Below are 24,365 nucleotides of genomic sequence, written 5' to 3' on the forward strand. Positions count from 1 at the left end.
TAGGATGACGACACATAACGATATGATTCTTCAAGTAAATGATCTGCAAATCTCGTTCAAAACGTTTGCAGGAAAGGTCCAGGCCGTGCGCGGGGTCGATTTTGAATTGCATAAAGGCGAGACGCTGGCAATCGTAGGCGAGTCCGGCTCGGGAAAATCGGTGACGAACAAGGCCATTGTCGGGATATTATCGAAAAATGCCGTTATCGAACGCGGCAGCATTATATATAGAGGACAAGATCTGACGAAGTATACAGAGAAGCAATATACTGAAATCCGGGGCTCTAAAATCGCGATGATCTTTCAGGATCCTCTTTCGTCTCTAAATCCGGTAATGAAGATTGGCAAACAGATTATGGAGGCGCTTCGTTCACAGCAGCTAAGCAAAGCGGATGCCAAAGCCAAGGCGCTGGAACTGATGGAGGCTGTAGGCATTCCGAATGCGGAGAAACGATTCGATCAATATCCGTTCCAGTTCTCCGGCGGAATGCGTCAGCGTATCGTCATTGCTATTGCTCTTGCATGCGATCCGGAGGTACTGATATGTGACGAGCCGACGACGGCGCTTGATGTAACGATTCAGGCGCAAATCCTCGATCTTATTAAGGAAATCCAGAAGGAACGGCAGTTGTCCGTCATATTCATTACGCATGATCTTGGGGTGGTGGCTAACGTCGCGGATCGCGTGGCCGTGATGTATGCGGGCAAAGTCGTCGAGCATGGAACGGTGGACGAGATTTTCTACAATCCGAAGCATCCTTATACTTGGAGCTTGCTTGTGTCCATGCCTGATCTGGGCACGAGCTCATCCGATGAATTGCTAGTCATACCAGGAACGCCTCCCAATATGCTGCATCCGCCCAAAGGAGATGCTTTTGCTCCACGCAACCGATATGCGATGCATATTGACTTCGAGGAAGAGCCGCCGATGTACAGAATAAGCGACACGCATTACGCCGCGACGTGGCTTCTCCATCCGAATGCGCCGAAGGTGGAGCTCCCGGATATATTGAAGAGACGAATTGAGCAGCAAACGGGAAGGCTGGTGCGATAAGGTGACGAATGTAATCACTCGCGATCCGGTGCTGGAAGTTAAGCATTTAAAGCAATATTTCAGCAGCGGCTTTGGTAGAAAAAAAACAGTGGTCAAAGCGGTCGATGACATTAGTTTTACAGTGTATCGCGGCGAAACGTTTGGGCTTGTAGGTGAATCTGGCTGCGGCAAGACGACAACGGGCAGAACGATTATCCGTCTGTATGAGCCTACGGATGGAGAAATTTATTTTAATGGAACACTCATTTCAGGGGCATTGACCAAGGAAATTAAAAAAGAAGTGACGCGCGGCATGCAAATGATCTTTCAGGATCCAATCGCATCACTGAATCCTCGTATGACCGTGAAGGAAATAATTGCGGAGGGCTTGAAAATTAATAAGCTTTGCCGTAGTGAGCAGGAAAGCATGGATATGGTCTATGAAATCTTGGAGACCGTTGGGTTAACCCGGGAACACGCGAGTCGTTATCCGCATGAATTCTCAGGAGGGCAGAGACAGCGGATTGGAATTGCGAGAGCTTTAATTACGAGTCCCGATCTTGTTATTGCGGATGAACCGATATCTGCGCTTGATGTATCGATTCAGGCGCAGGTATTGAATTTGCTCAATCGGCTTCGGAAGAAGCTTGGGCTTACCATTTTGTTTATTGCCCATGACCTGTCTGTCGTTAAATACTTCTCAGATCGGATTGGCGTCATGTATAATGGGAAGATTGTGGAATTAGCCAAGGCTGATGATCTATATCGGCAACCAATTCACCCGTATACGAAATCCCTGCTCTCAGCCATTCCTCATCCAGATCCGCACTACGAGCGGAATCGCCAACGCATATATTATAGTCCGAGTATTCATAACTATGATGTGGAGAGTCCAAGCTTAGTTGAAATAAAGCCGGGGCATTATGTGTTCGCTTCTCCATCTGAAGTCGAGAAGTATAAGCAAGAGATGACTCTATAATCAATAAACGATGCGCATTTTCGCATAGTATGTCCACATCCAGCGTAGAGCATCCGAGTCATTCCGATGTAATTATAAATTTTATTCGCATAAGAAAGCCCGTCCAAGTAAATGGACGGGCTTTCTTATATCGCTGACAACGATTCATATGTACGTCTGGCAACCGAGCGGCTTACCTATTTTTCGGCCTTCGGAAATTCCCGATGACACCAGCAGTCTCCACAATATTTACAAAAGCTTTAGGGTCATTTTCACGAATAACACGTTTTAATTCGGTCAATTCATAACGTGTAGTAACGGTCATCAACATGTCTTTCTCAATATCGGTAAATGCACCTGTGGTTTTTATAACGGTAACTCCATGCGGCAAGACCAGCAGCTTGTTAATAAGTGCTTCCTTGTTCCTCGTAATAATGAACACCGTTACCTTGTAGTGGTTAATATAGATGGTGCCGATTACTTTGCCGGTCGTAAAAATGGAGACCATGGAGTAAAGCGCCAGTTCCCACTCGTTCGATAAATATCCATGGGTTACAATAACAGTCGCGTTCATTCCAACCAGAATGTTCGAGATTGAGAAATCGCGATATCTGGTTACAATTGAACCGATAATGTCAAATCCACCTGATGAGCCGCCTACACGTAGGGATATCCCGCTTCCGATACCTACTAGTGTGCCCCCAAATACAGCAGATAAAAGCGGTTCGTTGGCAACAGCTTTAACTGGGAAGACGGATATGAAGTAAGTTGTCGCGACGACACTTAGTAAACTATATCCAATAAAGCGTTTGCCAAGCACGAACCAGCCCCATATGATTAGCGGTAAATTATAGGCGAAATATAAAATGCTCGGATTCCAATGAGTCAAGTAATTCGTTACGAGCGATAATCCAGATACGCCGCCACTAAGCAGATGGTGGGGCATTAAGAACAAATTAAATGATGCAGCGATGAGCGCTGCCCCGGCAATTAACATGATGAAATCAAAAATTCGTTTCAAGCAATGTCACCTCAAAACGTAGTATTAGTTAGTTCGGATCTGGTATTCTTCAATATTTTTGTGTTATAATATTCTGGATATTCTTGAGTAGGCTTTAGTTACCAACGATGTACATGAATTTGACGCGGAGTTCACGCTACACAATAAGAGTGTCCCTCCGCATTGTATATGAGAAGACGGTTGACTGAAAGTGCCATTCGTCACCATTGTCGCGCTACTTAAGAATACAGATAAGGCTGTGGATTGTCCACAATGAAGGAGTATGAATATTTTGAAGACATTTGCAGAATTTGGCTTGGAGCCGAAAGTGCTTCAAGCGATAACGGAATTAGGGTTCGAAGAATCGACTCCAATCCAAGAGAAAGCGATACCTGTAGCGATGACCGGACGAGACCTTATCGGACAAGCGCAGACGGGTACGGGGAAGACGGCGGCTTTCGGTATCCCGTTGATCTCGAAGATTGACCCAACTGAAGAACGTGTAAAGGCTCTGATTATGACACCAACGCGCGAATTGGCGATCCAAGTTGCTGATGAAATCGGCAAACTGACTCGTTTCAAAGGCGTCCGTTCATTGCCGATTTATGGCGGACAAGATATTGGCCGACAAATTCGTGCTTTGAAAAAGCACCCACAAATTATTATCGGTACACCAGGTCGTTTGCTTGACCACATCAACCGTAAGACAATTCGTCTCGATGATGTTGCAACAGTTGTATTGGACGAAGCAGATGAAATGCTGGATATGGGCTTCATGGAAGATATCACTTCCATCTTGAGCCTTGTACCTGAACAACGCCAGACAATGCTTTTCTCCGCAACGATGCCACCGAACATCCAAAAGCTTGCTAATCAATTCCTTCGCGAGCCAGAACATGTATCGGTTATGCCTAAGCATGTGAGTGCTCCACTCATTGAACAAGCATACATTGAAGTTCCTGAACGTGTGAAGTTTGATGCATTGAGCCGCTTGCTCGATATGGAATCCCCGGAGCTTGCGATTGTATTCGGCCGTACGAAGCGTCGTGTAGACGAATTGTCTGAAGCATTGCAGAAGCGTGGTTATTCAGCAGATGGTTTGCATGGCGATTTATCCCAAAACCAACGTGATACGGTTATGCGCAAGTTCCGTGACGGCAGCATTGATGTTCTCGTTGCGACTGACGTAGCTGCACGTGGTTTGGACGTTTCTGGTGTAACACATGTAATTAACTTTGACTTGCCGCAAGATCCAGAATCTTATGTACACCGTATCGGACGTACGGGCCGTGCTGGTAAAGAAGGCAGCGCATGGTCTTTCGTGACGCCTCGTGAAATTGACCATTTGCACTTCATCGAGCGTGTAACTCGTCATCGCATTCCGCGCAAGCCGATTCCTAGCCTTGCAGAAGCGATAGAAGGGAAGCAGCGCATTGTTGCAGATCGCATTCTTGATGTGCTCAAGGATGGCGAGCTAAATGAATACAAAGGCATTGCTATTGAATTGCTGGAGCAATACGACTCCGTACAATTGTTGTCTGCTGCATTCAAGATGCTGACAGGTGATAAGAAGGAAGTTTCTATCAACTTAACTCCTGAAGATCCAATCCGTGCGAAGCGTCGCAAGCCAGACCTTCGTTCTAGTGGACGCAAGATGTCTGCACCTTACAACCGCAATGGTCGTTCCGGTGGCGGACGTGACTCTCGTGGAGGACGCGATGGCAACCGTGGCGGGTACAACCGCGACGGACGTGGCGAGCGTTATGGCCGCAGCGATTCCCGCGACCGCAACAACAATGGTGGTGGTGGCGATCGCCGCCCAAGACGTTTTAACAACGACGAGAACCGTAATAAGCGCGACGAGTAGGACGAGGCACATTCGAATGATGAATGTCTTCCGTTGATCATAGAGACCGCCCCAGTTGGAGCGGTCTCTTTTGCATGTCAAGGATGATTAGCGTGAATCCGAATTGCTGCAACAGTTCATTATATAAAAGATCGACTTATAATAACTAACAAAATAAACAAGACAAGAATCACCCCTGTGGAAGTAAAACCAAAACCACAGCCACAGCTTCCTCCAAAACCTAATTGCCCCATACGGGAACCTCCTTTAACACTGCGATGTTTGGTGTTTTCACTTAATATCCTATGCGGAATCCCTTTTCTCGCTGTAGACACGAACCTAATTGGATGCAAAATAGGCACTGGCACTAAGGTAGCAATTTGTATTATAGTAGTAGAGACAGGATGATGAGGGGGAATGACCTTTGGAATTTCGAGGGATTATGGGCGGCTTTTACCGCATTTCAGAATGGATCATGCGTTTTTCGGTCACGAACATATTGTGGCTTATCTGTTCGTCACCTTTTTTTATTTTTTTATTCATGAAGCTGATGGTTGATCAGCAGAACTTTATCAATGAATCCATTACGATGAATTGGGCGATGGGACTTGTGGCACCGTTTACATTGTTCCCAGCGACAGCTGCGATGTTCTCCGTTGCGCGGAAGTGGATCATGGGGGACACGGACGTAAAGCTCCTGCGTACCTTCTTCAAATCATACAAAGATAATTATAAGCAGGCGATGGTAGGCGGTATCTTCTACACGCTGCTGTTCGTTATTATGTATATCGACTATTACGTGTATATGACTGAGTTGAAGTCTATGCAGTTTATCGGGTATGCAATGCTAGGTTTGCTGATATTGCTGTTCGTTTCACTGTTTAACTTCTTCTCGATGGTTGCACATTTACAAGCAAAAACAACACATATTATGAAGAACAGTGTGCTGTTAACGATTTTCACTCCTGTTAGCAGTATCGTAACGATTGTATTGAGCTGCATCATTTTATACTTTAGCTTGACGAAATGGCCAGTTCTATTGTTCTTCTTCACAGGTTCACTTATTGCATACTTATCTTACTTTAACTTCAATAACGCCTTCACGAAGATTCAGGACAAGTACCAGCGCATGGTGGCTGCTCAGGAAGGTGAAGGTGAAGGTGAAGAAGCGGCTGATACAGAGAACGGCGAGACATCAGAGGCTGCGCAATTGGATGGAGAACAAGCGGGGAACACGACTAACAAGCAGTAAGAGAACTAGGACTTGCATTGCTTTGAAGAAATGTGATATGATGTTGATCCTAACGGATGAACTAGAATGTTTGGGTAGCTTTTTAAGAGCTTATCCGCTACTGAGTGGTAAGAAATACGCAAGGCGCAAGGTTTACAATACGTGAACAACACAGTATAATAAACAATACATCCTGCGATGTACGTGTAGGCTTACGTTGTTTTGAACCAATGTTTGTTTCTAGGGAGTTCAACATCTAAGTATCGCTGGCAAGCCCTCTCCGAAGGGAAGTCAAACGTACTTATGCGAGCACCCACCTGCGAGAGCGGGTTCAGAAGCATAGGAGCTGAACGGCATAGGCGGGTTTTCTTTCTAACGAATCACCTTCTTTCGTGAATGACTTCATGGGAGGAGGTGTTTTCTTTTTCTATGTAAATCCTCTTTCGTATCCTTACGAACAATGTTACACTATAGATAAGTGAGCATCGGCTGTCTAGAAAAAGGAGGAACACACTCTTGTCACTCAAACGTGTACTGGTCGGTATCGTTCGCAGTTTTGAATCGAGCGGCGATCGTGCAAAGGACCCTAAATTGAAAACGCATTATTATCAAATGTCCCGAGAGAAAGCTTGGGGAGAAGTTACATCCACGCTAAAGAAAATTCAAGGGTACAAAGTGTTGCATGAGGTGTCTTCTGTAGGCGAGATTACGCTAGAGAAGAGAACAATGACGGGGCGGACGATGGATATAACCGTATCTGTCATTAACGTAGGACCAAACAAGACCGCAATAGATATTTATTCCGCGTCTCGCGGTGGACTTGGTGATTTTGGAGCTAACTATCGTGTTATTCTTGATTTGTATGCCATATTGGACAAGAAGTTGGCATCTTACAAAATGAATAGCTAATGAGCGGAAGTGAAGGTAGTAGCGGGCGCCGTAGGGCGATATATGAATACTCGTTGATAGGATCATGAAGCGAGAGAGGAGCCTTCACTCTTCTCTCGCTTTTACTCTAGTTGATTTGTGTCGCGGTGTTACAGAAGCGCTTGGACAGCAGCCAATGCTTGCTCATAACTAGGGTGCTCTGTCATCTCGCTAACATATTCAACATAACGGATCGTATTATCGGCATCCACTACGAAGATGGAGCGCATATCTAGGTGTAATTCCTTAATCAGCACACCGTAAGATTTGCCGAAGTTGTTGTCCTTGTAGTCAGACAGCATGACTACATTGTCCACACCGGCAGCTCCACACCAGCGAGCTTGTGCCATTGGGAGGTCAACACTCACGGTAATAATTGCGGCTTTGTCGCCAAGCTTGGAAGCTTCCTCGTTAAAGCGGCGCGTCTGCGCATCGCATACACCTGTATCGATGGATGGGATTACACTGATCAATTTTACTTTACCAGCGAATTGTTCAAGCCCAACTACATCAACAAGCGATTTATTCAATTGGAATTCAGGCGCTTTATCGCCTACTTTAAGTTCAGGGCCGATCAATGTGATAGGATTTCCTTTTAATGTTGCCACACCTGTACGTTCTGCGGACATGGTTGGTAGCCTCCTTCTTACATATCATGCACATAATTGGTAAACCTATTGTCCATTATACGGTTTGCACATAAGGTTGTCCAATGTCGCTTCGTGATGAATTCGCTACACGATTGAGAATGATTCCGAGTAGCCGATTACATGGTTGGGGTAAGTACGCCTATGAATGTGAACTGGCAGGTGAAAGTGAGGAGAGACTCGATGATTTTTATTCGGTACGAGAATTGGCGCACCTATGTCAAAAGCTACCCGATTACAACGCTGCTTATCATCGCCAATATCGTGATGTTTATCGTGCTGATGGCTAGTGGTGGTACAAATGGTGAAAATCTATTTCGACATGGGGCAATCTGGAAGGTAGAGCCGTTCAATAAGGAAACATGGCGCATTGCCGCTGCCATGTTCCTGCATGGTGGGTTTGAGCATTTGCTGTTTAATATGTTCGCCTTATTTGTCTTTGCACCGCCGCTCGAACAGATGATGGGATCGTTCAAGTATGCCGTCCTGTATGTCATAAGTGGATTGCTAGGAAATGCGACTGCACTGTGGCTATCGGAATGGGGGACACTTGCGGTTGGAGCATCAGGTGCAATATACGGCATTTACGGAGCCTATTTGTTTATTGCCCTGTTCCGGCGTCAGACACTTGATGAGGCATCCCGTCGAACATTGCTTATAATATTAGGGATTGGTATTGTTCAATCCTTTGTCATTCAAGGCATCAGCTGGAGTGCCCATTTGGGTGGCTTAGCCGCTGGATTTGTCGTGTATGGTGTATTAAGGCTTATCCGGTGAGCAGAGCTTGCATATCATACAGTTCTTGTCTAGAGGGTAGTGATGCACTCCTCTTGAATTGCAGGTAGAAAATGAAATTGATGAAATAGCATAATTGACAGAACGGAGCGAGAAGTCGTGGAACTTAGGCAATTGCACTACTTTGTGAAAGTGGCGCAAAAAGAGCATGTCACGCAAGCTGCTGAAGAACTGCATGTGGCGCAATCCGCCGTCAGCCGGCAAATCCATCAACTAGAGGAAGAACTAGGCGTTAAGTTGTTCCTTCAGAAGGGACGGAACCTTCAGTTAACACCTGTTGGTCAATTGTTCTGCAAGCGGGCGGAGGAAATCTTGAAGGATCTTGAGCGATCGATTCAAGAAGTGCAAGAGTTTATGGATCCAGAGTTGGGGGAAGTTCGGATTGGGTTCCCCCATAGTCTAGGTGTGCATCTCATTCCTAGCATCGTAGCAGAATTCCGCAAGCGTCATCCGAATGTAAAGTTTCGTTTCAAGCAAGGCATGTATCCGTCACTAATCCGGGATATCGTATCCGGCGAAGTGGATCTCGCGTTCATTTCTCCTTTCCCGAAGGAGTGTGAGCATGTAACCGGAGAGATTGTGTTGACCGAGGAATTGTTTGCAATCTTGCCGCCAAATCACCCGTTGTCGAATGAACAAGAAATCACATTGACGCAGCTGAAAGAAGATACTTTTGTTCTGTTTAGTCCAGGGTATTCCCTACGTCCCATTGTATGGGATGCTTGCATCGAAGCGGGCTTTACGCCGCGTATTGGCTTCGAAGGTGAGGAGACTGAAACCATAAGGGGACTTGTCGCTGCTGGTATGGGAGTGAGTTTATTGCCGGACATGGCGCTTCAACATACTTCTGAGCTTCAGCCTGCCAGAGTTCGGGTTGTAAAGCCGGAAGTAACGAGAACAATAGGCATCATACGCCGATCAGGGGAGAAATTGCCTCTTGTCGCGCATACATTCCATGCCTTTTTACTTCAATATTTTGCTCAGCACGACTTACAGCAACTAGCTAAAACAGCGGCGGCTTCATCTTCTGCTAGCTCATCATAAATAGGCTTGTCATGATACAGAAGAGCCCCATTCCATGCGTATCCGCATAGGAATGGGGCTCTTCGATTCTTGGATCAATGGCTCACGTTCGAGATTAGTCGTTGCGATTTGTAAAGATCATAATGTACTTCAATAGTTCCAGTACAGAAATGGCAGCTGCTGCAACGTAGGTTAATGCCGCTGCGTTAAGAACCTTCGCTACGCCACGCTCTTCTTCGTTCGTTACGAATCCTTCAGCGATCATCAGATCGCGTGCACGTCTGCTTGCATCGAACTCAACTGGCAAGGTAACAAGCTGGAACAATACCGCTGCAGAGAAGAAAATAATCCCTAACAGAATCAAATTGCTCCATTGGAAGAGGAAGCCTGCGATCAACATGAAAGGCGCAATACCAGATGAGAAATTAACTAATGGGAACATGCGATGGCGCAGAACAAGCATCGGATAGGACTGCTGGTGCTGAATCGCATGGCCGATTTCATGGCATGCTACTGAGATTGCAGAGATTGAGTTCTCATAATATACGGGTTCGGACAAACGTACAACACGGTTAATCGGGTCGTAATGGTCAGTAAGCGCACCTTGAATCGGCTCGATTGGAACATCATGCAGGCCATTCGCGTCCAGCATGCGGCGCGCTGCCTCGTAACCAGTTAGACCACTCATTGCTCTTACTTGAGCAAAGCGTTGAAAGGTTCCTTTAACGCGGAACTGCGCCCAAATTGAGAGCCCAAAAGCGATTAGAATCAAGAAATCCATCGGGTGAAAAAATAGCATGTACAAACCTCCTAAACATCAAGAGTACGGTCAAGCAGCAATCTAACTTACATCATAAAGTGATTGTTGCCCTTATCGATCAATGTGAGCAGTACCTCTACACAAGCCGCGCTTTGAGCTGCGAGACGATTGAACAATGACTGCGCTTGTGTTGGTTTGAGCTTATCCAGCATTGGGCTGAGCTCTTTTGCTTCACGTTCGAGCTTTTGCAAATGGATTTGCAATTCGGTAAGTCGTTCTTCCAATTCACGTTCTGCAGTCACGCTGTTCAATTGCGAGAAGTAAAGCTTGATTTCATCGAGACTATACTTTTCTTGTTTTAATTGATTAATACGTTCGATTCGTTCAATCGTTTCATGACTGTACAGACGATAGTTTGTATTTGTGCGCTTCACCGGTTCAATCAGGCCTATCGTCGTGTAATAGTCAATCGTTCGTTGACTTACATTCGCGGCGCGTGCCAGCTCTCCGATTCGTATTAACTTGTTAGTAGCCCCCATCGTCATCACCTCACTTATTCATTCTATGATACAAGATTGCAAACCATACAGTCAAACGTTATGGTTCTAAAATTTCTGTTTGAACATGGCATTAATATGACAATTTACATTCTTTCCTGGAGCAGGGTTCAACTTAGCGAGAAATGGCAGAAAGGAGCGGCCATAGAATGGTGTCCGCTCCGAGACTTCGCTTATCTTATTTAGGGGATGATGGGAATGATCATTGAACCTTCGCATCCGGCTTAATAAAGAGACAGACGAGTACAAGGGCAATGATGGATAGAGCTGTCACCGAGATAAAAATGATCTGATGTGACTTGCTCATCATCCAAGTGAACAGGGGAGGACCCAGGGCTACGCCGAAAAATCGCAGGCTGCTGTATAGCGATGTAATCATGCCGCGCTCAGCCTTCTCCACGCTGCCCGTAATCATCGTATTGAGACAAGGCAGCAGCATGCCAGTACCTATACTACTTATTGTAATTAACGCAATGAACCAATAGACCTGCTTATGGAACATAATGGTGAGTCCCAATGACAGAGACATAAGAACAAGCCCGATGATCATCATTCGCCGGATAAGTATGCCGTTCTTCTTGATTACGCTGCCTGTGATAAATGCAGTCGTTACGATGCCAAGCAAAGGGATTGCCAGTACAAGACCCTTCACAACGCCTTGGATGGAATACGGCTTTTCCTCTAATATATCGGATAGATAAATCAAAATGCCAAACAAAATGAATAAGGCGAGCGACCCTGCAAAAAATGCGGGGATGAGCCATCGTCCCATTTTCTTAAATATGGAGCCGACATTATGCAAATAAGTTTTGAGTGGGGTTGGCTCCTTTTGGCGTTTGGGCTCTTTAATGAGCCAGATAATGGCCACAAGCGAGAGCGCGCAAAAACATGGGAATGCAAAAAAAGGAGCGGTCCATGTCCAGAGAGCAAGCGCAGCGCCAAGAATCGGACTAATAACTTTGCCAGCTCCGTTCGATGCTTCAATTAAGCCCATGGCTTTGCTCTCTTCGGCATCCTTATACAAATCCCCTACGAGGGCCATGGCGATAGGTGCAGTTCCTGCTGCACCCAAGCCTTGAACTGCTCGTGAACTAATGAGCAGTGGATAGGAGTTCCACAACGCGCCAAGGCCGGTGAACACCCCGGCAATCCCATAGATGAGAAGACCAGGTATGATAATCTTCTTGCGGCCATAGCGATCGGATAAGTATCCAGCGACCGGGATAATAATGGCGGCAGACAGTGAGAACAAGGTGATGATGAAGCTTGTCTGCAGGGAAGTTAATCCGAGATTGCGCTTCACCTCGGGCAGAATGGGCACGAGCATGGAATTGCCCAATACCATAACAAGCGGGACAGTTGCTAACGCTGCATATTCAATCCATAATGGCCTTGATTGTTGAGATGCCATATATCATCTTTCCTTCGCGAGTAGTCATATTTCAATTATTCGTTACTGTGCCCGCATAATTAGGTTGGCATACGTAAGTTTGCTCAGAAAGCTATTGTGGGGAATCGTATTTTTGCTGGAAAAAGGGTACAATATGAACACGGAACAAGACGCGAACAAGGAGAATCAAGAATGAAAAAAAGTCTAATATTGCTTGTAGTGAGTGTTGCGCTCATTGGAATCGCGATATGGAACAATTACGATAAGTCAGACACTACCGCTTCCATGAATGACACACCGACTAAGATTGGCGGACAAGTAGGGCAGTTAGCACCGTCCATATCACTGGATGTGCTTGGCGGTCAGAATCCGATTACAGTTGGTGGCAAGCAGGATAAGCCGATTTTTGTAAACTTCTGGGCTTCATGGTGCGATCCATGCAAGGCAGAGGCACCTGATTTAGTGAAGCTGCATGATAAATACAAGGATAAGCTGTTGATGGTATCGATCAATGTGACCGCTCATGATACGGAGGAAGGAGCCAAAGAATTCGTGTCTGCCTTTGGATTCACGAATCCAGTGCTCTTGGATACCGCGGGGAAAGCTTTCAAGGCGTATAACGGAATTGGATTTCCTACCAATGTATTGCTGGATAAGAATGGGGTAATCCGGCAGCGTTACGATGGCATAAGACCTCCAGCTGAATTAGAAAAAGCGATTCAACAAGTCATAGAGGAATAGAAAAACGAAAAATGAAAACAGCCGTAACCTCTTCGTTAAAGTGGTTATGGCTGTTTTCGTATTCCGGATATATCGCATTTTATTAGTGATTGACGAGTCCGACTTGTTCTTTGCGTTCAGCGGATGTAGCGACTTTCTCTTGACCGATGAGTGCATAACGAATACTGTCAATAAGTGCTTCCCAGCTCGCTTCGATGACGTTGCTGGAGACGCCAACCGTACTCCACGTATTGCGCGAGTCTGTTGATTCGATAAGCACGCGTACCTTGGCAGCCGTCGTATTATTCTCATCGAGCACCCTTACCTTGTAATCGGTGAGGTGCATGTCGGCGATGGAAGGGTAGTGACGGCTCAGTGCTTTGCGCAATGCGCTGTCGAGAGCGTTCACAGGACCGTTGCCTTCTGCAGCCATGTAGATCGACTCGTCATCAATTTGCAGCTTCACAATCGCTTCCGATACAACGGAGCGTAATGAAGATTTTTCAACTAGTATTTTGAAAGATTCGAATGTAAATGGAGCTTCGGCTTGACCTGTAGCCTGGCGCAACAACAGCTCCAACGAAGCGTCAGCACCTTCGAATTGATATCCCTGATGCTCAAGCTCCTTGATTTTCTCCATAATGGCCCTCGTTTCAGGCTTCGTAGGGTCAAGCTCATAGCCCAATTGTTGTGCTTTGGATAGTACATTGCTCTGCCCTGCTAGTTCTGAGACGAGAATTCGCTGCTTGTTGCCAACCAGCTCAGGCACGATATGCTCGTAGGTACGGGCATCCTTCATAATCGCGGACACGTGGATTCCACCCTTGTGGGCGAAGGCTGCATTGCCGACATAAGGCTGATTCACAGGCATCGTGACGTTGGCAATTTCGCTGATATAGCGTGCAGCAGGTGTCAACGATTGTAGTTGCTCTGCGTCAATACAAGAATAGCCCATCTTCAATTGAAGTGTTGGGATGATCGAGCACAAATTGGCATTGCCGCATCTCTCGCCATATCCGTTAATGGTGCCCTGCACTTGGGTAACACCCGCCTCTACCGCAGCAAGTGTGTTCGCTACAGCAAGCTCACAATCATTATGAGTATGAATGCCGAGCTTCACTTGGACGTGATTGTGTACGTCACGAATAATACTGCCGATCTCGCCAGGAAGCGTTCCGCCATTCGTATCGCACATAACGACCCAATCAACTCCGGCTTCTTGCGCCTTGCGTAGTACAGCAAGCGCATATTCTGTATTGTTCTTGTATCCGTCGAAGAAGTGCTCAGCATCCAACATGACTTCAAGCCCTGCTCGCTTCAGATAGGCGATGGAATCATAGATCATAGCTAGGTTCTCATCCAGCGTAGTTTGCAGCGCAGTGTGTACGTGGAAGTCCCATGACTTCCCGACAAGCGTTGCGGCAGGAACGTTCGCTTCGATTATCCGATTAAGGTTCGAATCCTGTTCGGCCATTGAGTCTTTGCGGCGAGTGCTGCCGAATGCTGTTAGCTTCGCATTCCATGAATATGCCGCTACTCGTTTGAAAAATTCTATATCCTTGCCATTGCTGCCTGGAATGCCGCCTTCAATGTATGTGACGCCAAGCGCATCAAGTTTGCGCGCGATCTTGATCTTATCGTCTGCAGACAAGCTAATCCCTTCGCCTTGGGTGCCGTCGCGAAGTGTAGTGTCAAAAATAGAAATGACTTTCGACATTCTCGGAACCTCCTTCAGTTTTGCAAGGATGAATATGGAAATAACTATTTCCCTATTATAGCACTGCTTTTTTGCTTGTATAGACGTATTTTCATAAATGAATCACTGTTTTTTTTCCAACGGGAGTCTTGAATGAGGCTTGCAACCGATCAGAGATATCGGTAAGCTTAAGAATTAGGAAGAACAATTGTTCGAATAGATGAATTGATCGATTAACGAATCTGTATATATTTTACAATTAAATTATGGATGAGAGGTATCATTAATATGTTAGGAAGGAGGACAGTGTATGAACGAGAACGAAACCTCGCGTGATAACATACAACAATATTATCCGACCAAGGGTCGCGTCATTCTGCATCTCGATATGAATGCCTTCTATTGCTCTGTACATGCCGCAGAGGAGCCGGAGAAGTATCTGGGGAAGCCAACAGCAGTTGCAGGAAGTATGGAATTGCGCAAGGGGATCATTGTTACTTGTTCTTATGCAGCCCGTAAGCTTGGTATTCGAACAGGAATGCATGTAAAGCAGGCGATGCGGCTATGTCCTCACTTGATTGTCATTCGTCCAGATTTTTATTTATATCGGAAGTACTCGAGAGCCTTTATAGACATTGCACGCAGCTATACCCCACTGGTGGAAGTGGTATCGATTGATGAGTGTTATATGGATATTACTGGATCCAAAATATTCGGAACACCGCTCGATATCGCGAATGAACTTCAGACACGAATCCGGGAAGAATTAAGTTTGCCTTGCTCTATAGGTGTCGCGCCTAATAAGCTGCTGGCGAAGATGGCCTCTGATATGAAGAAGCCAAACGGCATAACGATCCTTCGAATCCGAGATGTACCTCAGCAATTGTGGCACAGGCCATGCGGGGAGTTGTTCGGCATTGGGCGGAAGACTGCAGATAAGCTGTCACGGGCAGGAATACGAACCATCGGAGAGCTTGCCCATGCTGATGAGGGGAGACTTGTTTCTTTATTTGGCATACAGGGACATTGGATGAAGCAGGCGGCACATGGTTTGGATGACGGGCAGGTGAAGGCGGAACGCGAACAGAGCAAATCGATCGGTCATACGACCACTTTGCCTAGGGATGTGGAATCGAAGGAAGAAGTAAGAAGGGTTCTGCTGAACTTGGCTGATCAAGTTGCTCGTCGGATCAGGAAGCAGAAGTTGATGGCGCAAACGGTGCAGCTTACGATTCGTAATCCGGAAATGAAGACGATTACGAGGTCGAGCACGCTTCAAGGGCCGACAGATGATGCGGACATCTTGTTGGATGAAGCATGGAAGCTCTATGAACGACATTGGACTTCAGGCAGCCCTATTCGACTGCTGGGGATTACGGGTCAAAATCTAGTACCGAAGCAAGAGGCAGCCGTTCAGTTGGATCTGTTCGACTTCGAGCGGCAGCCGAAGCGGGAGCAATTGATAGAGACGATGGATCGGATTCGAGATAAATATGGAGAGAATGCGATTGTTACGTTAGGAATGATAGGGGATGATCCATCCTCATTGCTTCGCAACCATCGTGTACGAGGGACTTCACTCCAGACGGATACGCTGCATGAATCAGGCGACGAATAATAATTTCCAAATCATTTAAAAAAGTTGGAAATCGTTTGAATTCCAAGCTTGTTTGTATTATATTGATAACGGAGGAACCAAGAAGATCTGTAACATTACAGGAGGGAACTAACCAATGGCAAAATATACTTGGGTTGATAAAGACACATGCATCGCTTGTGGCGCATGTGGAGCTACTGCACCTGACATTTACGACTACGACGATGAAGGTATCGCAGAAGTTATTTATGAAGGTGATAACAACCAAGGGGTAACCGCTATCCCTGACGATCTGTTCGACGATCTGCAAGATGCTGCAGATGGCTGCCCAACAGATTCTATTAAGATTGCGGACGCACCATTTAACTAACCTACTGCAAGCTGTATACTCACATAGAGAGAGAATACCTACACGATCCCCGCGCCTCCCGCGGGGATTTTATTATATCTGCTCACCCCATCTAATTACTGCGTCAAAGCAAAAATTCGCAAAATTCGACAAAATTCAACTTGAAATTGCCCATATCATCGTATACGCTCATACAATATGATAGATTAAATATAGCAGAGTATATCAAACTGTAATTCTCAATATATGGGTTCATGCCTTCAAATGAAGCAGGTGATATCGAAATGAAAAAATTTGCCGTCCCGTCATTGGTTGTTATGATACTGACGATGGTTACGGTATATGGGTACAGTAATGGGACAGGCGGCGTGTTTCATATGGCAGAGCAGGCATTTCGTGATGCCTTGCGTACGAAGAGTATTGAAGAACGCCAACCAGATGATCGAATTAAGATGATTACGATTGATGAGCCTTCCTTGGCACAGATGGGCTCTTTCCCATGGCCACGATCCCATTATGCTGAATTAAGCGCGAAGTTGATGAAGGCTGGAGCTAGGGCGGTCATCATCGATATACTTATGCTAGATCCTTCCCAGAATGAGAGGGACGACCGAACCTTATCTGAGCAATTGAATACATATCCAACCATTTATTTGCCCGTGCAAGTATCCCTTCTTCCCTTACAGGAACATGCGGATTCTCTCCGGGCGGAAAGTGTGGAACGGCCTCCATCCTCCATTCAAATTGGTGAAAGTCAGCTTGGACATGTGAATGTACTGCCTGATGGAGATGGTGTTATCCGCAAAATCTGTCTTGGCATTCCGGATGAGCGGGGAAGTATGATTCCCTCGATTGATATTTTAGCGGCGAATCAGCTGCTGCCGGAAAATGAACAGATTTCATGGGATGAGACAAGTGGAACATGGTATAGAGGAGCAAAGCGAATTCCAACTGATGATCGTGGGCAAGCTGCTTTTGATTATTTCTCTTCTATATATGGAAGCAGTGAGGAGGACGTGGACGGATATGACCGTCAGTCATTCGCTGATGTATGGAATGGCACGGTTGATCCTTCTTATTATAAGGATTCTGTCGTGCTGATAGGTCCATATGCTGCGTCTTTGAGCGACCGGCATATGACACCGCTTAGTCGATCCATGACATTGTATGGTGTTGAGATTCACGCGAATATGGTTCAATCCCTGGTAGAAGGCCGCTTCTATAAGGAAGCGCCAATCGCATGGAACGTTCTTGCCTTGTTCATTGGCATTGGTGCCGTAGTCTGGAGTGCATCGCGAATTCGGGGAATTCGAGGGGCAGCAGCTACTATAGGCATCGTCTTGCTATTTACGCTCATATGGATTGGGATTTACGAGAGCGGCTCTGTCTTCATTCCTTACTTTACCGAATTGTGTGGAATGGGGGCTTCTTATATTCTCATTGTCGCTTACCGTGGTCGGGAGGAACGGAGAGCAAGACAGCATGTTGAAGATCTATTCGGCAGATATGTATCACCCTCCGTAGTAACGAAGCTGTTGGAATCACATGAGCCTGTTAAGGCAGGTGGGGTACGCACGGATATTACAGTGATGTTCATTGATGTTAGAGGATTTACCCCATTGTCAGAACGATTGGCACCGGAGTCAACGCTTCAGCTCTTGAATCAATATTTGCATCTGTGCGCTGACACGATATTTAAGCACAATGGGACATTAGATAAATTTATGGGTGATGGCGTTATGGCGATCTTCGGAGCTCCATATCACCTTGATAATCATGCGGATCATGCAGTGCGTGCCGCATTAGAGCTTCAGCGCTGTGCTGAGGAATTGCGTGCACGGCTAGCGGAAGGTATTGAGCTTAGTGATCGATTTGGGATCGGCATTGGCATTCAGAGTGGGGAAGCGATTGTGGGCAATGTTGGTTCAGAGAAGCTACGCTTGGACTACACGGCGATTGGAGATAGCGTCAATGTGGCTTCACGCTTAGAATCAAGGGCTTTACCAGGGCAAATCGTGGTTGGGGAAGGTACGTACGTGCGAATATGCAATCGCTTCGACCTGGCAAAGATTGGACCCCTCCAATTAAAGGGGAAGTCCGAAGAAGTAATGGCATATGAAGTGTTATCAGAACGAGAATGAGTCAGAACGAAGGGGACCCGTCAGTATGTTCATGCTGACGTTGTCTGACACCTGAATTATATGTGATGTAAGGAGAGCATGGAGGAATGCAAATGAATCGCTTGTTGCAAAGCAGCCTCGCCTGTATGGTTGTATTTTTCACTCTATTTGGAACTGGATCATGGGGAACCGTGTACGGTGCAGAGGCTCCTGCCAAAGCTGTACGAGTAGGTGTTGTGAAGGAATGGAAGGGCAGTGTATACGTAACGAAGGCAGGAGGGGACAAGGCGATCCAAGTGTTCAAGAAGATGAGCATTAATCAAGGTGATCGTCTTCTCACGGGAGATAAATCACGCATTGTTATTCAATTGGCCGGTGGGGATAAAGATGATGAGCTGACCATCGGGGCGAGTGCAGATGTTAGTTTTACAGAACTAAAAAAGGACGGCGGTGTAAAAACACGCATCGGTGTATGGGCTGGCTCTGTATTTGCCAAGGTAAAGTCGATTGCGGGAATCGATGATCGGTTCGTCCTTGAGACGCCGACGACTGTTATGGCGGTGCGCGGAACACAATTTGGGGTTAAAGTGCATCCGTTCAATGGACTGACCCAGTTGTATGTTACAGCCGGTACGGTACGTACCGAGTACCCAATCAAGATAAGCAGCGATGCTGGTTCTCTTAACAATCGGCAAGGGGCGAAGCTGGATTCAACATTCGGCAGAAGCAAGGTCGTAACGATAGGCCATCATGATGTATTTCCGGCACAGACTGCGGCGTTCTCGGAATCTGAGCAGGGCATTGGAATGAAATATGGATATGCGGATGCGATAACATTGCTGGATCAATGGGACATGGCCATTGTTCAGGCGATGATTGCGGGTGCGTCAGATGCAGAAGATGAGAATAAAGCGATGAGGACTCATTGGTTAGCGGAAAAGTGTGAAGCAGTACAAAAGCAGTTGCGCTCTTGTGATGCACTTCGATCGTATGGCTTGCTGCAGGGCAAATACGGTGGGATTCTGCCGATTGGATCCATTCAGATGATCGGTGATATTTTGAACAGCGGCAAGAGTGAATCGATTCTGTTTGAGACTCGAGCAGCCCATAATGTGAGTGATTTTATTGCATATGTGGTCCGTACTGCGGTTGAACATGGCAAGCTGACCGAACAGGAGGCAAATCGGACTGGACTGCCATGGAAAACAGCCAAGCTCATGTTGACAAAGGAGGAAGGTCAGCAGCAGTCTCTTATACGTAAGCATGTTGAAGAACAGGTTAAGCTGGGAGTGCTCCAAGACAATGTGTCTCTTCCTAAGGAAGGAAGCAATCACTCGCTTGAAGAGCAGCGGATGGCTGCGGAGTTTGAAGAGCTGGCCAAATTAGAAAAGAACTACGAGGACTCTCTTGGTTCGGAGCATGCAAAACAGCAATTTAAAGAAAATCTGCAAAATGCCCGCTTGGAAGTATGCCAGAATGCGTACGAAAACCGAGTTTGTCAGGAAGCGGACAAAAATAAAGGCGATACCCAGGGTGGAAAAATGAATCCTAATCCGAATACGCCAGATCCAAGTAAGCCGGACCCAACCAAACCAGATCCGAAGCCAGATCCAAAACCGGATCCGAAGCCAGACCCAGGCCCAGGCCCAGATCCAAAACCAGATCCAAAACCAGATCCAAAACCACAGGAGCATGTTCTCGAACTGGCTGCCAATGTAGATCAAGTCAAGCCAAATGAGGATTTCGTTGTGTCGGCAGTACTGAAGCGACTTACATCACCGATTCCAGCGGCAACACTGCAATTTACAATCAAGGTAGCTGGAGCTGAGATAGACAAAGCTCAATTGCTGAGTCAACCGGATACATATCGTGATGGCGGGGGCAAATTTCGAATTGCACACCTCCCTGGAGATTATCAGTCGAGCAATAGTGTGGATTCGGTAGTGACGGCAGGCAACTTGATTACGTACCGTATTATGATGACTAAAACTGGACATGTGACGCTAAGCAGTGACGACACGCTCATTAAGCTGCCTTATAAAAAGGATGGCAGCAAAGACCCAGTTACATTGGAACTATCCAATGTTCGTTTCTATGATGAGAAAGGTGCGCTGCTGCAAGTCAATAAAATGGAGAAACCACTTGAGATTAAGGTTACTCCGTAAAGATTGAAGGAGATAGTGGAGATGAAAGTAGGACTAGTAACGGGGAAATTCCGCCTTGCCGTCACCTTTATGCTGATAGCGAGTACTGCATCGGTGGCATCATCTGCCGAGGTTTATGCAGCAGCCTCATCGTTGAACAAGAATTCTGATCAGACGCAAGCATTTGAACGCTTTACTTCCCCAGCGATCGAGATGGGCGCATGGAAGACTGCATCACATTGGTACGAAACGGTTTACTTATCAGGCAGCGCGCTGGCCAAAAAACAAGAAGAGAGCCTGCAATTCCCTTCTGGAATTGTATCCGAAGGGAAATCGGTTGTTGTTGCAGACACACGCAATCAGGTCATCCGACGACTGGACGTAAATGGGCGGATATTGGCGACAATAGGCATGAGGAATACGAAGGGATGGAAAGACGGGAACGATGTTCAAGCTCAATTCGATCAGCCGATTGGAATGGCAGCGGATAAGAAGGGGAATCTGTACGTAGCTGATGCAGGCAATCATATTATTCGTAAAATTGATCGAAATGGGAATGTATCAACTGTAGCCGGCGATGGCATTCCTGGATGGAAGGATGGCGAAGCGGGGCAGGCGCGCTTTTATTCGCCGCGTGCAATTGCATTAGCGGATGACGGGTCTATCTATGTGGCTGATGCATTAAATCATGTCATTCGACGGATTGATGCCAATGGTACGGTCACGACATTGACGGCCCGTTCTTCTCGAATCGTCGAATATTCCCCCGGAGCTGTAACTGGAGCTGGAGATTATAAGGATGGCAAGCTCGCTGAGGCAAAGTTCAATGAACCAAGTGGGATTGCAATGATGCGTGATGGCAAGTTAGCCGTTGCGGATACTGGAAATCAGCGTATTCGTGTGATTGATTTGAAGCAGGGGAATGTATCCACCATTGCTGGGAGCAGTTCAACTGCAGCTTATACAGCACCGAACGTCCAGCAAGTGTTGTATGCATCTGGTGGATATCGCGACGGCGCTGCTACAGGATCGTTATTCAACAATCCTTCAGGAATTGCAATTACGGAGGAAAATGGGATTGTAGTCGCTGATAGATGGAACCATGTTGTCCGATATATATATAAGGGAGAGGTCGTTACACTAAGCGGACAAGCTGGCAAGAGCGGCGACGTAGACGGGATTACCTCGTACGCCAAGCTACACGAGCCAACAGCAGTTGCTGTACTTGCGAACGGGTCAATCGCTGTGACGGATGCGTTTAACAATGCAATTCGTCTCATTCGCCGTTATGAACTCCCAGAGGGAATTATGGGATCTTCGGGGCAGTCGCGGGCATCCCAGGTACAGCTTGTCTATAATCGCTTGCGTCTGGACTCGGATACAGCGCCGATGATTAAAGATGATAGAACCTACTTGCCTCTGAGGATTCTATCTGAAACCTTGGGGTATAAGACGGTATGGCGTGCAGACAAGCGTGTGATTCTTCAGCTTGGAGATAGCAGTTTCGATCTGCGTCCGGGGAGCAGTCAAGTCAATGTGACAGACAATGGCACATCATCCGTCTCGAAGCTGCCAGCAGCTCCATTTATCCAAAATGGCAGGATTCTAGTACCTGTCCGATTCGTAGCTGAACAATTCGGCTTCGATGTACAGTGGGTTGCAGAAGCTCGAGCAGTTGTAGTAAGAGACCGAATCTTCCTGCGCTATGCGGCAACAGGCTCGTATTTGCCGCCACAGCGAATTACAGCTAAGTAAGTTGCTGAAGGGAGGAATGTGATTGACGTCTTCATCAGATGGAAATCATCCACTCGGATCGAAGAAAGACCAAGCTTACATGAAAGAATATATTGAGGCGCATCCAGATAATCGGATGGCCTGGTACTTGCTCGGGAAACAGTATGAGCGAAATGGCGAACAAGGCAAGGCGAAATACTGCTTTAAGCAAGCGGGGGATATTTATCATGCATTCGAGAATGTACCACATCCTTCTGAACAAATAGAGGAACTGCTGGCGCAAACGCAAATGCAGCAGACCGTGTCGTCCTCGCCGCGGAAGGTGAGAAACCGGGTGGAGGCAGCAATTTTGGTATTCCTTCTACTCGGCTCGATTGCGGGAGAGGTGAATGCGCCTTCCCGATTGCACCCAGCCATTACTGATGAGGGAATAGAAGCAGCGGGTGATGATACGTCTTCTTCGAGAGCCGGGAATCATCACCTAGTTGGTACCCCTGCTCTCTCTACTCAGATAGGCATTCTTGTTCCTGAACATGACAATGCAGCCTTCGGTCAAGCCCTGAGGCATACAGAGCATTTCGCCTCTGGAACTGGTCATGTTCACTATTTGCTGAATATTCGTGTTCAGCAGAATTGGTGGATGTGGGAGCCGCCCTTGCGTGCCGACAATCGATTGACATCCGATTCGGATGGCAGACGGATCGTGATTACTCCGCTGCAGGGCAAGCAGTGCAAATGTGAGGCAGAGCGCTCCCAGGCACAATCCTTTGTTCAGCAATGGATGCCTAGGAGTGTAGACCGGCTAGTGGCGAAGTCAGCACTGACGGCGGCCTTGCATACGAAGGATCAACCGCCGAAGCAATTGGCTGCTCTAGCAGGCAAATACCCGAACAATATCGTGTCCGGTATTACGCCGCAGATTGCAAGTGCATATGAAGAAGTATCTGCTTCATTTATAGCTCGGATGAAGAACGCCAAGCAGGCAGCCCCGAAAAAGGCTAAGCAGCAGGCGCTGAATCAGATATGGAGCGATGAGTTAGATCCGTTCAGAGAGCCCCTGCGTATTCTGGTAGATAAGAAGCGACATAGGCTTGCGGTTGTAAGCGGGAATATAATGGTTAGAAACTATAAAGTTGGCCTCGGCGGCAAACGAACCCCGTTAGGGACCTTCCGGATTTCTGAAAAGGTAGTCGATCCAAACGGGTCATCTACTGGAGATTTTGGCAGCAGGGGAATGACCTTATCGGATACCTTATATGCGATCCATGGCACGAACGAGCCGGAGAGCATTGGGAGAGATAAGTCGCTTGGCTGTGTACGGATGGGGAAGGAAGATGTTGAAGAATTATTCGATATGGTGCCGATGGGGACAGAGGTCGTAATCGGCTCTGATATATTGCCCGATGAACTGCTTGTACCGGATAAGGAGGGCCGCTACCGGCTCAAATTGAGCCCACATCAGGACAATCCGAACAAGAAATATCGCTGGCTGTAATCGAACATCCTTGCGCACCTGTGAAGAAAAAGAAGAGCCGGAATTCACAAGTATAACTTGGAATCCGGCTCTTTCCCATAAATAACTATGATTACATGTTCATCCATTCGCAATAAGCAGCGTTGAGACAATTATGACAAATAGCAAGATAGCCCCGCCGATCCAATAGATTGCCTTCTTGTTTACTTCTTCAGTATGCTTGGCTGGCATAGATGGGGATTTGCGTTTCACTGCCATAGGTCATCACCTTTCTTACGATTCTAGCTTCTATATGCCTATTGTAATCGTTTTCGTAAGGTTTGACCAGTCAAGGTTGGTTGACATATGTACTTTTCTTTTGCAC

At 46.7% G+C, this 24,365-nt stretch carries 22 protein-coding genes and 1 other RNA gene; 15 read left to right on the top strand and 8 right to left on the bottom strand.

All coding sequences use genetic code 11. The features are described 5' to 3' along the window. The first annotated feature begins 4 nt into the window (after positions 1-4). Positions 5-1,054 (top strand): ABC transporter ATP-binding protein, encoded by a 1,050-nt coding sequence (locus BLS15_RS15510; RefSeq protein ID WP_021253230.1) that lies wholly within the window; start codon positions 5-7, stop codon positions 1,052-1,054. Between the two features lie 13 nt (positions 1,055-1,067). Next, on the top strand, positions 1,068-2,012 hold the full coding sequence (locus BLS15_RS15515) for an ABC transporter ATP-binding protein (RefSeq protein WP_028533861.1): 945 nt from the start codon (positions 1,068-1,070) through the stop codon (positions 2,010-2,012). Positions 2,013-2,184: 172 nt separating this feature from the next. Here the strand turns inward: BLS15_RS15515 and BLS15_RS15520 are convergent, their stop codons facing one another. Further along, a complete protein-coding gene (locus BLS15_RS15520; protein WP_021253228.1) occupies positions 2,185-3,012 on the bottom strand; it encodes a YitT family protein in 828 nt (275 codons plus the stop codon). A gap of 271 nt (positions 3,013-3,283) precedes the next feature. Between BLS15_RS15520 and BLS15_RS15525 the strand changes: the two genes are divergently transcribed. Beyond that, positions 3,284-4,858 (top strand): degradosome RNA helicase CshA, encoded by a 1,575-nt coding sequence (locus BLS15_RS15525; RefSeq protein WP_090512362.1) that lies wholly within the window; start codon positions 3,284-3,286, stop codon positions 4,856-4,858. A gap of 119 nt (positions 4,859-4,977) precedes the next feature. Here BLS15_RS15525 and BLS15_RS15530 read toward each other — a convergent pair whose 3' ends face one another. Then, positions 4,978-5,091 (bottom strand): sporulation protein YjcZ, encoded by a 114-nt coding sequence (locus tag BLS15_RS15530; protein ID WP_081676828.1) that lies wholly within the window; start codon positions 5,089-5,091, stop codon positions 4,978-4,980. Between the two features lie 170 nt (positions 5,092-5,261). On the opposite strand from BLS15_RS15530, the gene BLS15_RS15535 reads away from it, so the two are divergent. The 3 genes from BLS15_RS15535 (at position 5,262) to BLS15_RS15545 (ending at position 6,977) form a co-directional block, all read left to right on the top strand. Next, positions 5,262-6,089, top strand: a complete 828-nt coding sequence (locus BLS15_RS15535; protein WP_090512367.1) for a YesL family protein — start codon at positions 5,262-5,264, stop codon at positions 6,087-6,089. Between the two features lie 166 nt (positions 6,090-6,255). Continuing rightward, positions 6,256-6,438: non-coding RNA, 6S RNA (gene ssrS, locus BLS15_RS15540), on the top strand. Positions 6,439-6,584: 146 nt separating this feature from the next. Then, positions 6,585-6,977: a DUF1499 domain-containing protein gene (locus BLS15_RS15545; RefSeq protein WP_005546086.1), complete on the top strand. Its 393-nt coding sequence runs from the start codon at positions 6,585-6,587 to the stop codon at positions 6,975-6,977. A 128-nt stretch (positions 6,978-7,105) separates the two neighbouring features. On the opposite strand, the gene tpx is transcribed toward BLS15_RS15545, so the two are convergent. Then, entirely contained in the window at positions 7,106-7,624 is a 519-nt protein-coding gene (tpx, locus tag BLS15_RS15550) for a thiol peroxidase (protein WP_021253225.1), read from the bottom strand. Positions 7,625-7,825: 201 nt separating this feature from the next. Here tpx and BLS15_RS15555 point away from each other — a divergent pair, with 201 nt between their 5' ends. Together BLS15_RS15555 and BLS15_RS15560 are read left to right on the top strand one after the other, a co-directional pair. Beyond that, positions 7,826-8,419: a rhomboid family intramembrane serine protease gene (locus BLS15_RS15555; RefSeq protein ID WP_021253224.1), complete on the top strand. Its 594-nt coding sequence runs from the start codon at positions 7,826-7,828 to the stop codon at positions 8,417-8,419. Positions 8,420-8,536: 117 nt separating this feature from the next. Further along, positions 8,537-9,481 carry a glutamate biosynthesis transcriptional regulator GltC gene (locus tag BLS15_RS15560; protein ID WP_021253223.1) on the top strand — a complete coding sequence of 315 codons (945 nt, stop codon included), beginning with the start codon at positions 8,537-8,539 and terminating at the stop codon, positions 9,479-9,481. A 94-nt stretch (positions 9,482-9,575) separates the two neighbouring features. Here the strand turns inward: BLS15_RS15560 and BLS15_RS15565 are convergent, their stop codons facing one another. From BLS15_RS15565 to BLS15_RS15575, 3 genes are all read right to left on the bottom strand, one after another. Continuing rightward, on the bottom strand, positions 9,576-10,259 hold the full coding sequence (locus BLS15_RS15565) for a zinc metallopeptidase (RefSeq protein ID WP_021253222.1): 684 nt from the start codon (positions 10,257-10,259) through the stop codon (positions 9,576-9,578). Positions 10,260-10,306: 47 nt separating this feature from the next. Continuing rightward, the gene (locus BLS15_RS15570; protein ID WP_021253221.1) at positions 10,307-10,759 is read right to left on the bottom strand and encodes a helix-turn-helix domain-containing protein; all 453 of its coding nucleotides are present in this window, start codon (positions 10,757-10,759) and stop codon (positions 10,307-10,309) included. Between the two features lie 220 nt (positions 10,760-10,979). After that, entirely contained in the window at positions 10,980-12,188 is a 1,209-nt protein-coding gene (locus BLS15_RS15575) for an MFS transporter (RefSeq protein WP_021253220.1), read from the bottom strand. Positions 12,189-12,359: 171 nt separating this feature from the next. Between BLS15_RS15575 and BLS15_RS15580 the strand changes: the two genes are divergently transcribed. After that, complete coding sequence (locus BLS15_RS15580) at positions 12,360-12,908, top strand: TlpA family protein disulfide reductase (RefSeq protein WP_028533864.1); 549 nt, start codon at positions 12,360-12,362, stop codon at positions 12,906-12,908. 82 nt (positions 12,909-12,990) lie between these two features. On the opposite strand, the gene cimA is transcribed toward BLS15_RS15580, so the two are convergent. After that, positions 12,991-14,604, bottom strand: a complete 1,614-nt coding sequence (gene cimA, locus BLS15_RS15585; RefSeq protein WP_090512373.1) for a citramalate synthase — start codon at positions 14,602-14,604, stop codon at positions 12,991-12,993. Between the two features lie 289 nt (positions 14,605-14,893). Between cimA and BLS15_RS15590 the strand changes: the two genes are divergently transcribed. The 6 genes from BLS15_RS15590 to BLS15_RS15615 all read left to right on the top strand — a co-directional run bounded on the left by BLS15_RS15590 (position 14,894) and on the right by BLS15_RS15615 (position 24,022). Continuing rightward, entirely contained in the window at positions 14,894-16,201 is a 1,308-nt protein-coding gene (locus BLS15_RS15590; protein ID WP_021253217.1) for a DNA polymerase IV, read from the top strand. Between the two features lie 115 nt (positions 16,202-16,316). Beyond that, positions 16,317-16,550, top strand: a complete 234-nt coding sequence (locus BLS15_RS15595; protein WP_021253216.1) for a ferredoxin — start codon at positions 16,317-16,319, stop codon at positions 16,548-16,550. Between the two features lie 263 nt (positions 16,551-16,813). Beyond that, a complete protein-coding gene (locus tag BLS15_RS15600) occupies positions 16,814-18,670 on the top strand; it encodes a CHASE2 domain-containing protein (RefSeq protein WP_021253215.1) in 1,857 nt (618 codons plus the stop codon). Between the two features lie 92 nt (positions 18,671-18,762). After that, the gene (locus tag BLS15_RS15605; protein ID WP_175460784.1) at positions 18,763-20,814 is read left to right on the top strand and encodes a FecR family protein; all 2,052 of its coding nucleotides are present in this window, start codon (positions 18,763-18,765) and stop codon (positions 20,812-20,814) included. A gap of 21 nt (positions 20,815-20,835) precedes the next feature. Continuing rightward, the gene (locus BLS15_RS15610) at positions 20,836-22,548 is read left to right on the top strand and encodes a stalk domain-containing protein (protein ID WP_090512382.1); all 1,713 of its coding nucleotides are present in this window, start codon (positions 20,836-20,838) and stop codon (positions 22,546-22,548) included. A gap of 22 nt (positions 22,549-22,570) precedes the next feature. Continuing rightward, positions 22,571-24,022 carry a L,D-transpeptidase gene (locus tag BLS15_RS15615; protein WP_090512387.1) on the top strand — a complete coding sequence of 484 codons (1,452 nt, stop codon included), beginning with the start codon at positions 22,571-22,573 and terminating at the stop codon, positions 24,020-24,022. A gap of 99 nt (positions 24,023-24,121) precedes the next feature. On the opposite strand, the gene BLS15_RS29035 is transcribed toward BLS15_RS15615, so the two are convergent. Further along, entirely contained in the window at positions 24,122-24,259 is a 138-nt protein-coding gene (locus BLS15_RS29035) for a hypothetical protein (RefSeq protein WP_175460785.1), read from the bottom strand. Between the last annotated feature and the right edge of the window lie 106 nt (positions 24,260-24,365).

Origin of the sequence: Paenibacillus sp. cl6col (genome assembly GCF_900102125.1) — a bacterium.
GTDB lineage: Bacteria > Bacillota > Bacilli > Paenibacillales > Paenibacillaceae > Paenibacillus_B > Paenibacillus_B suaedae.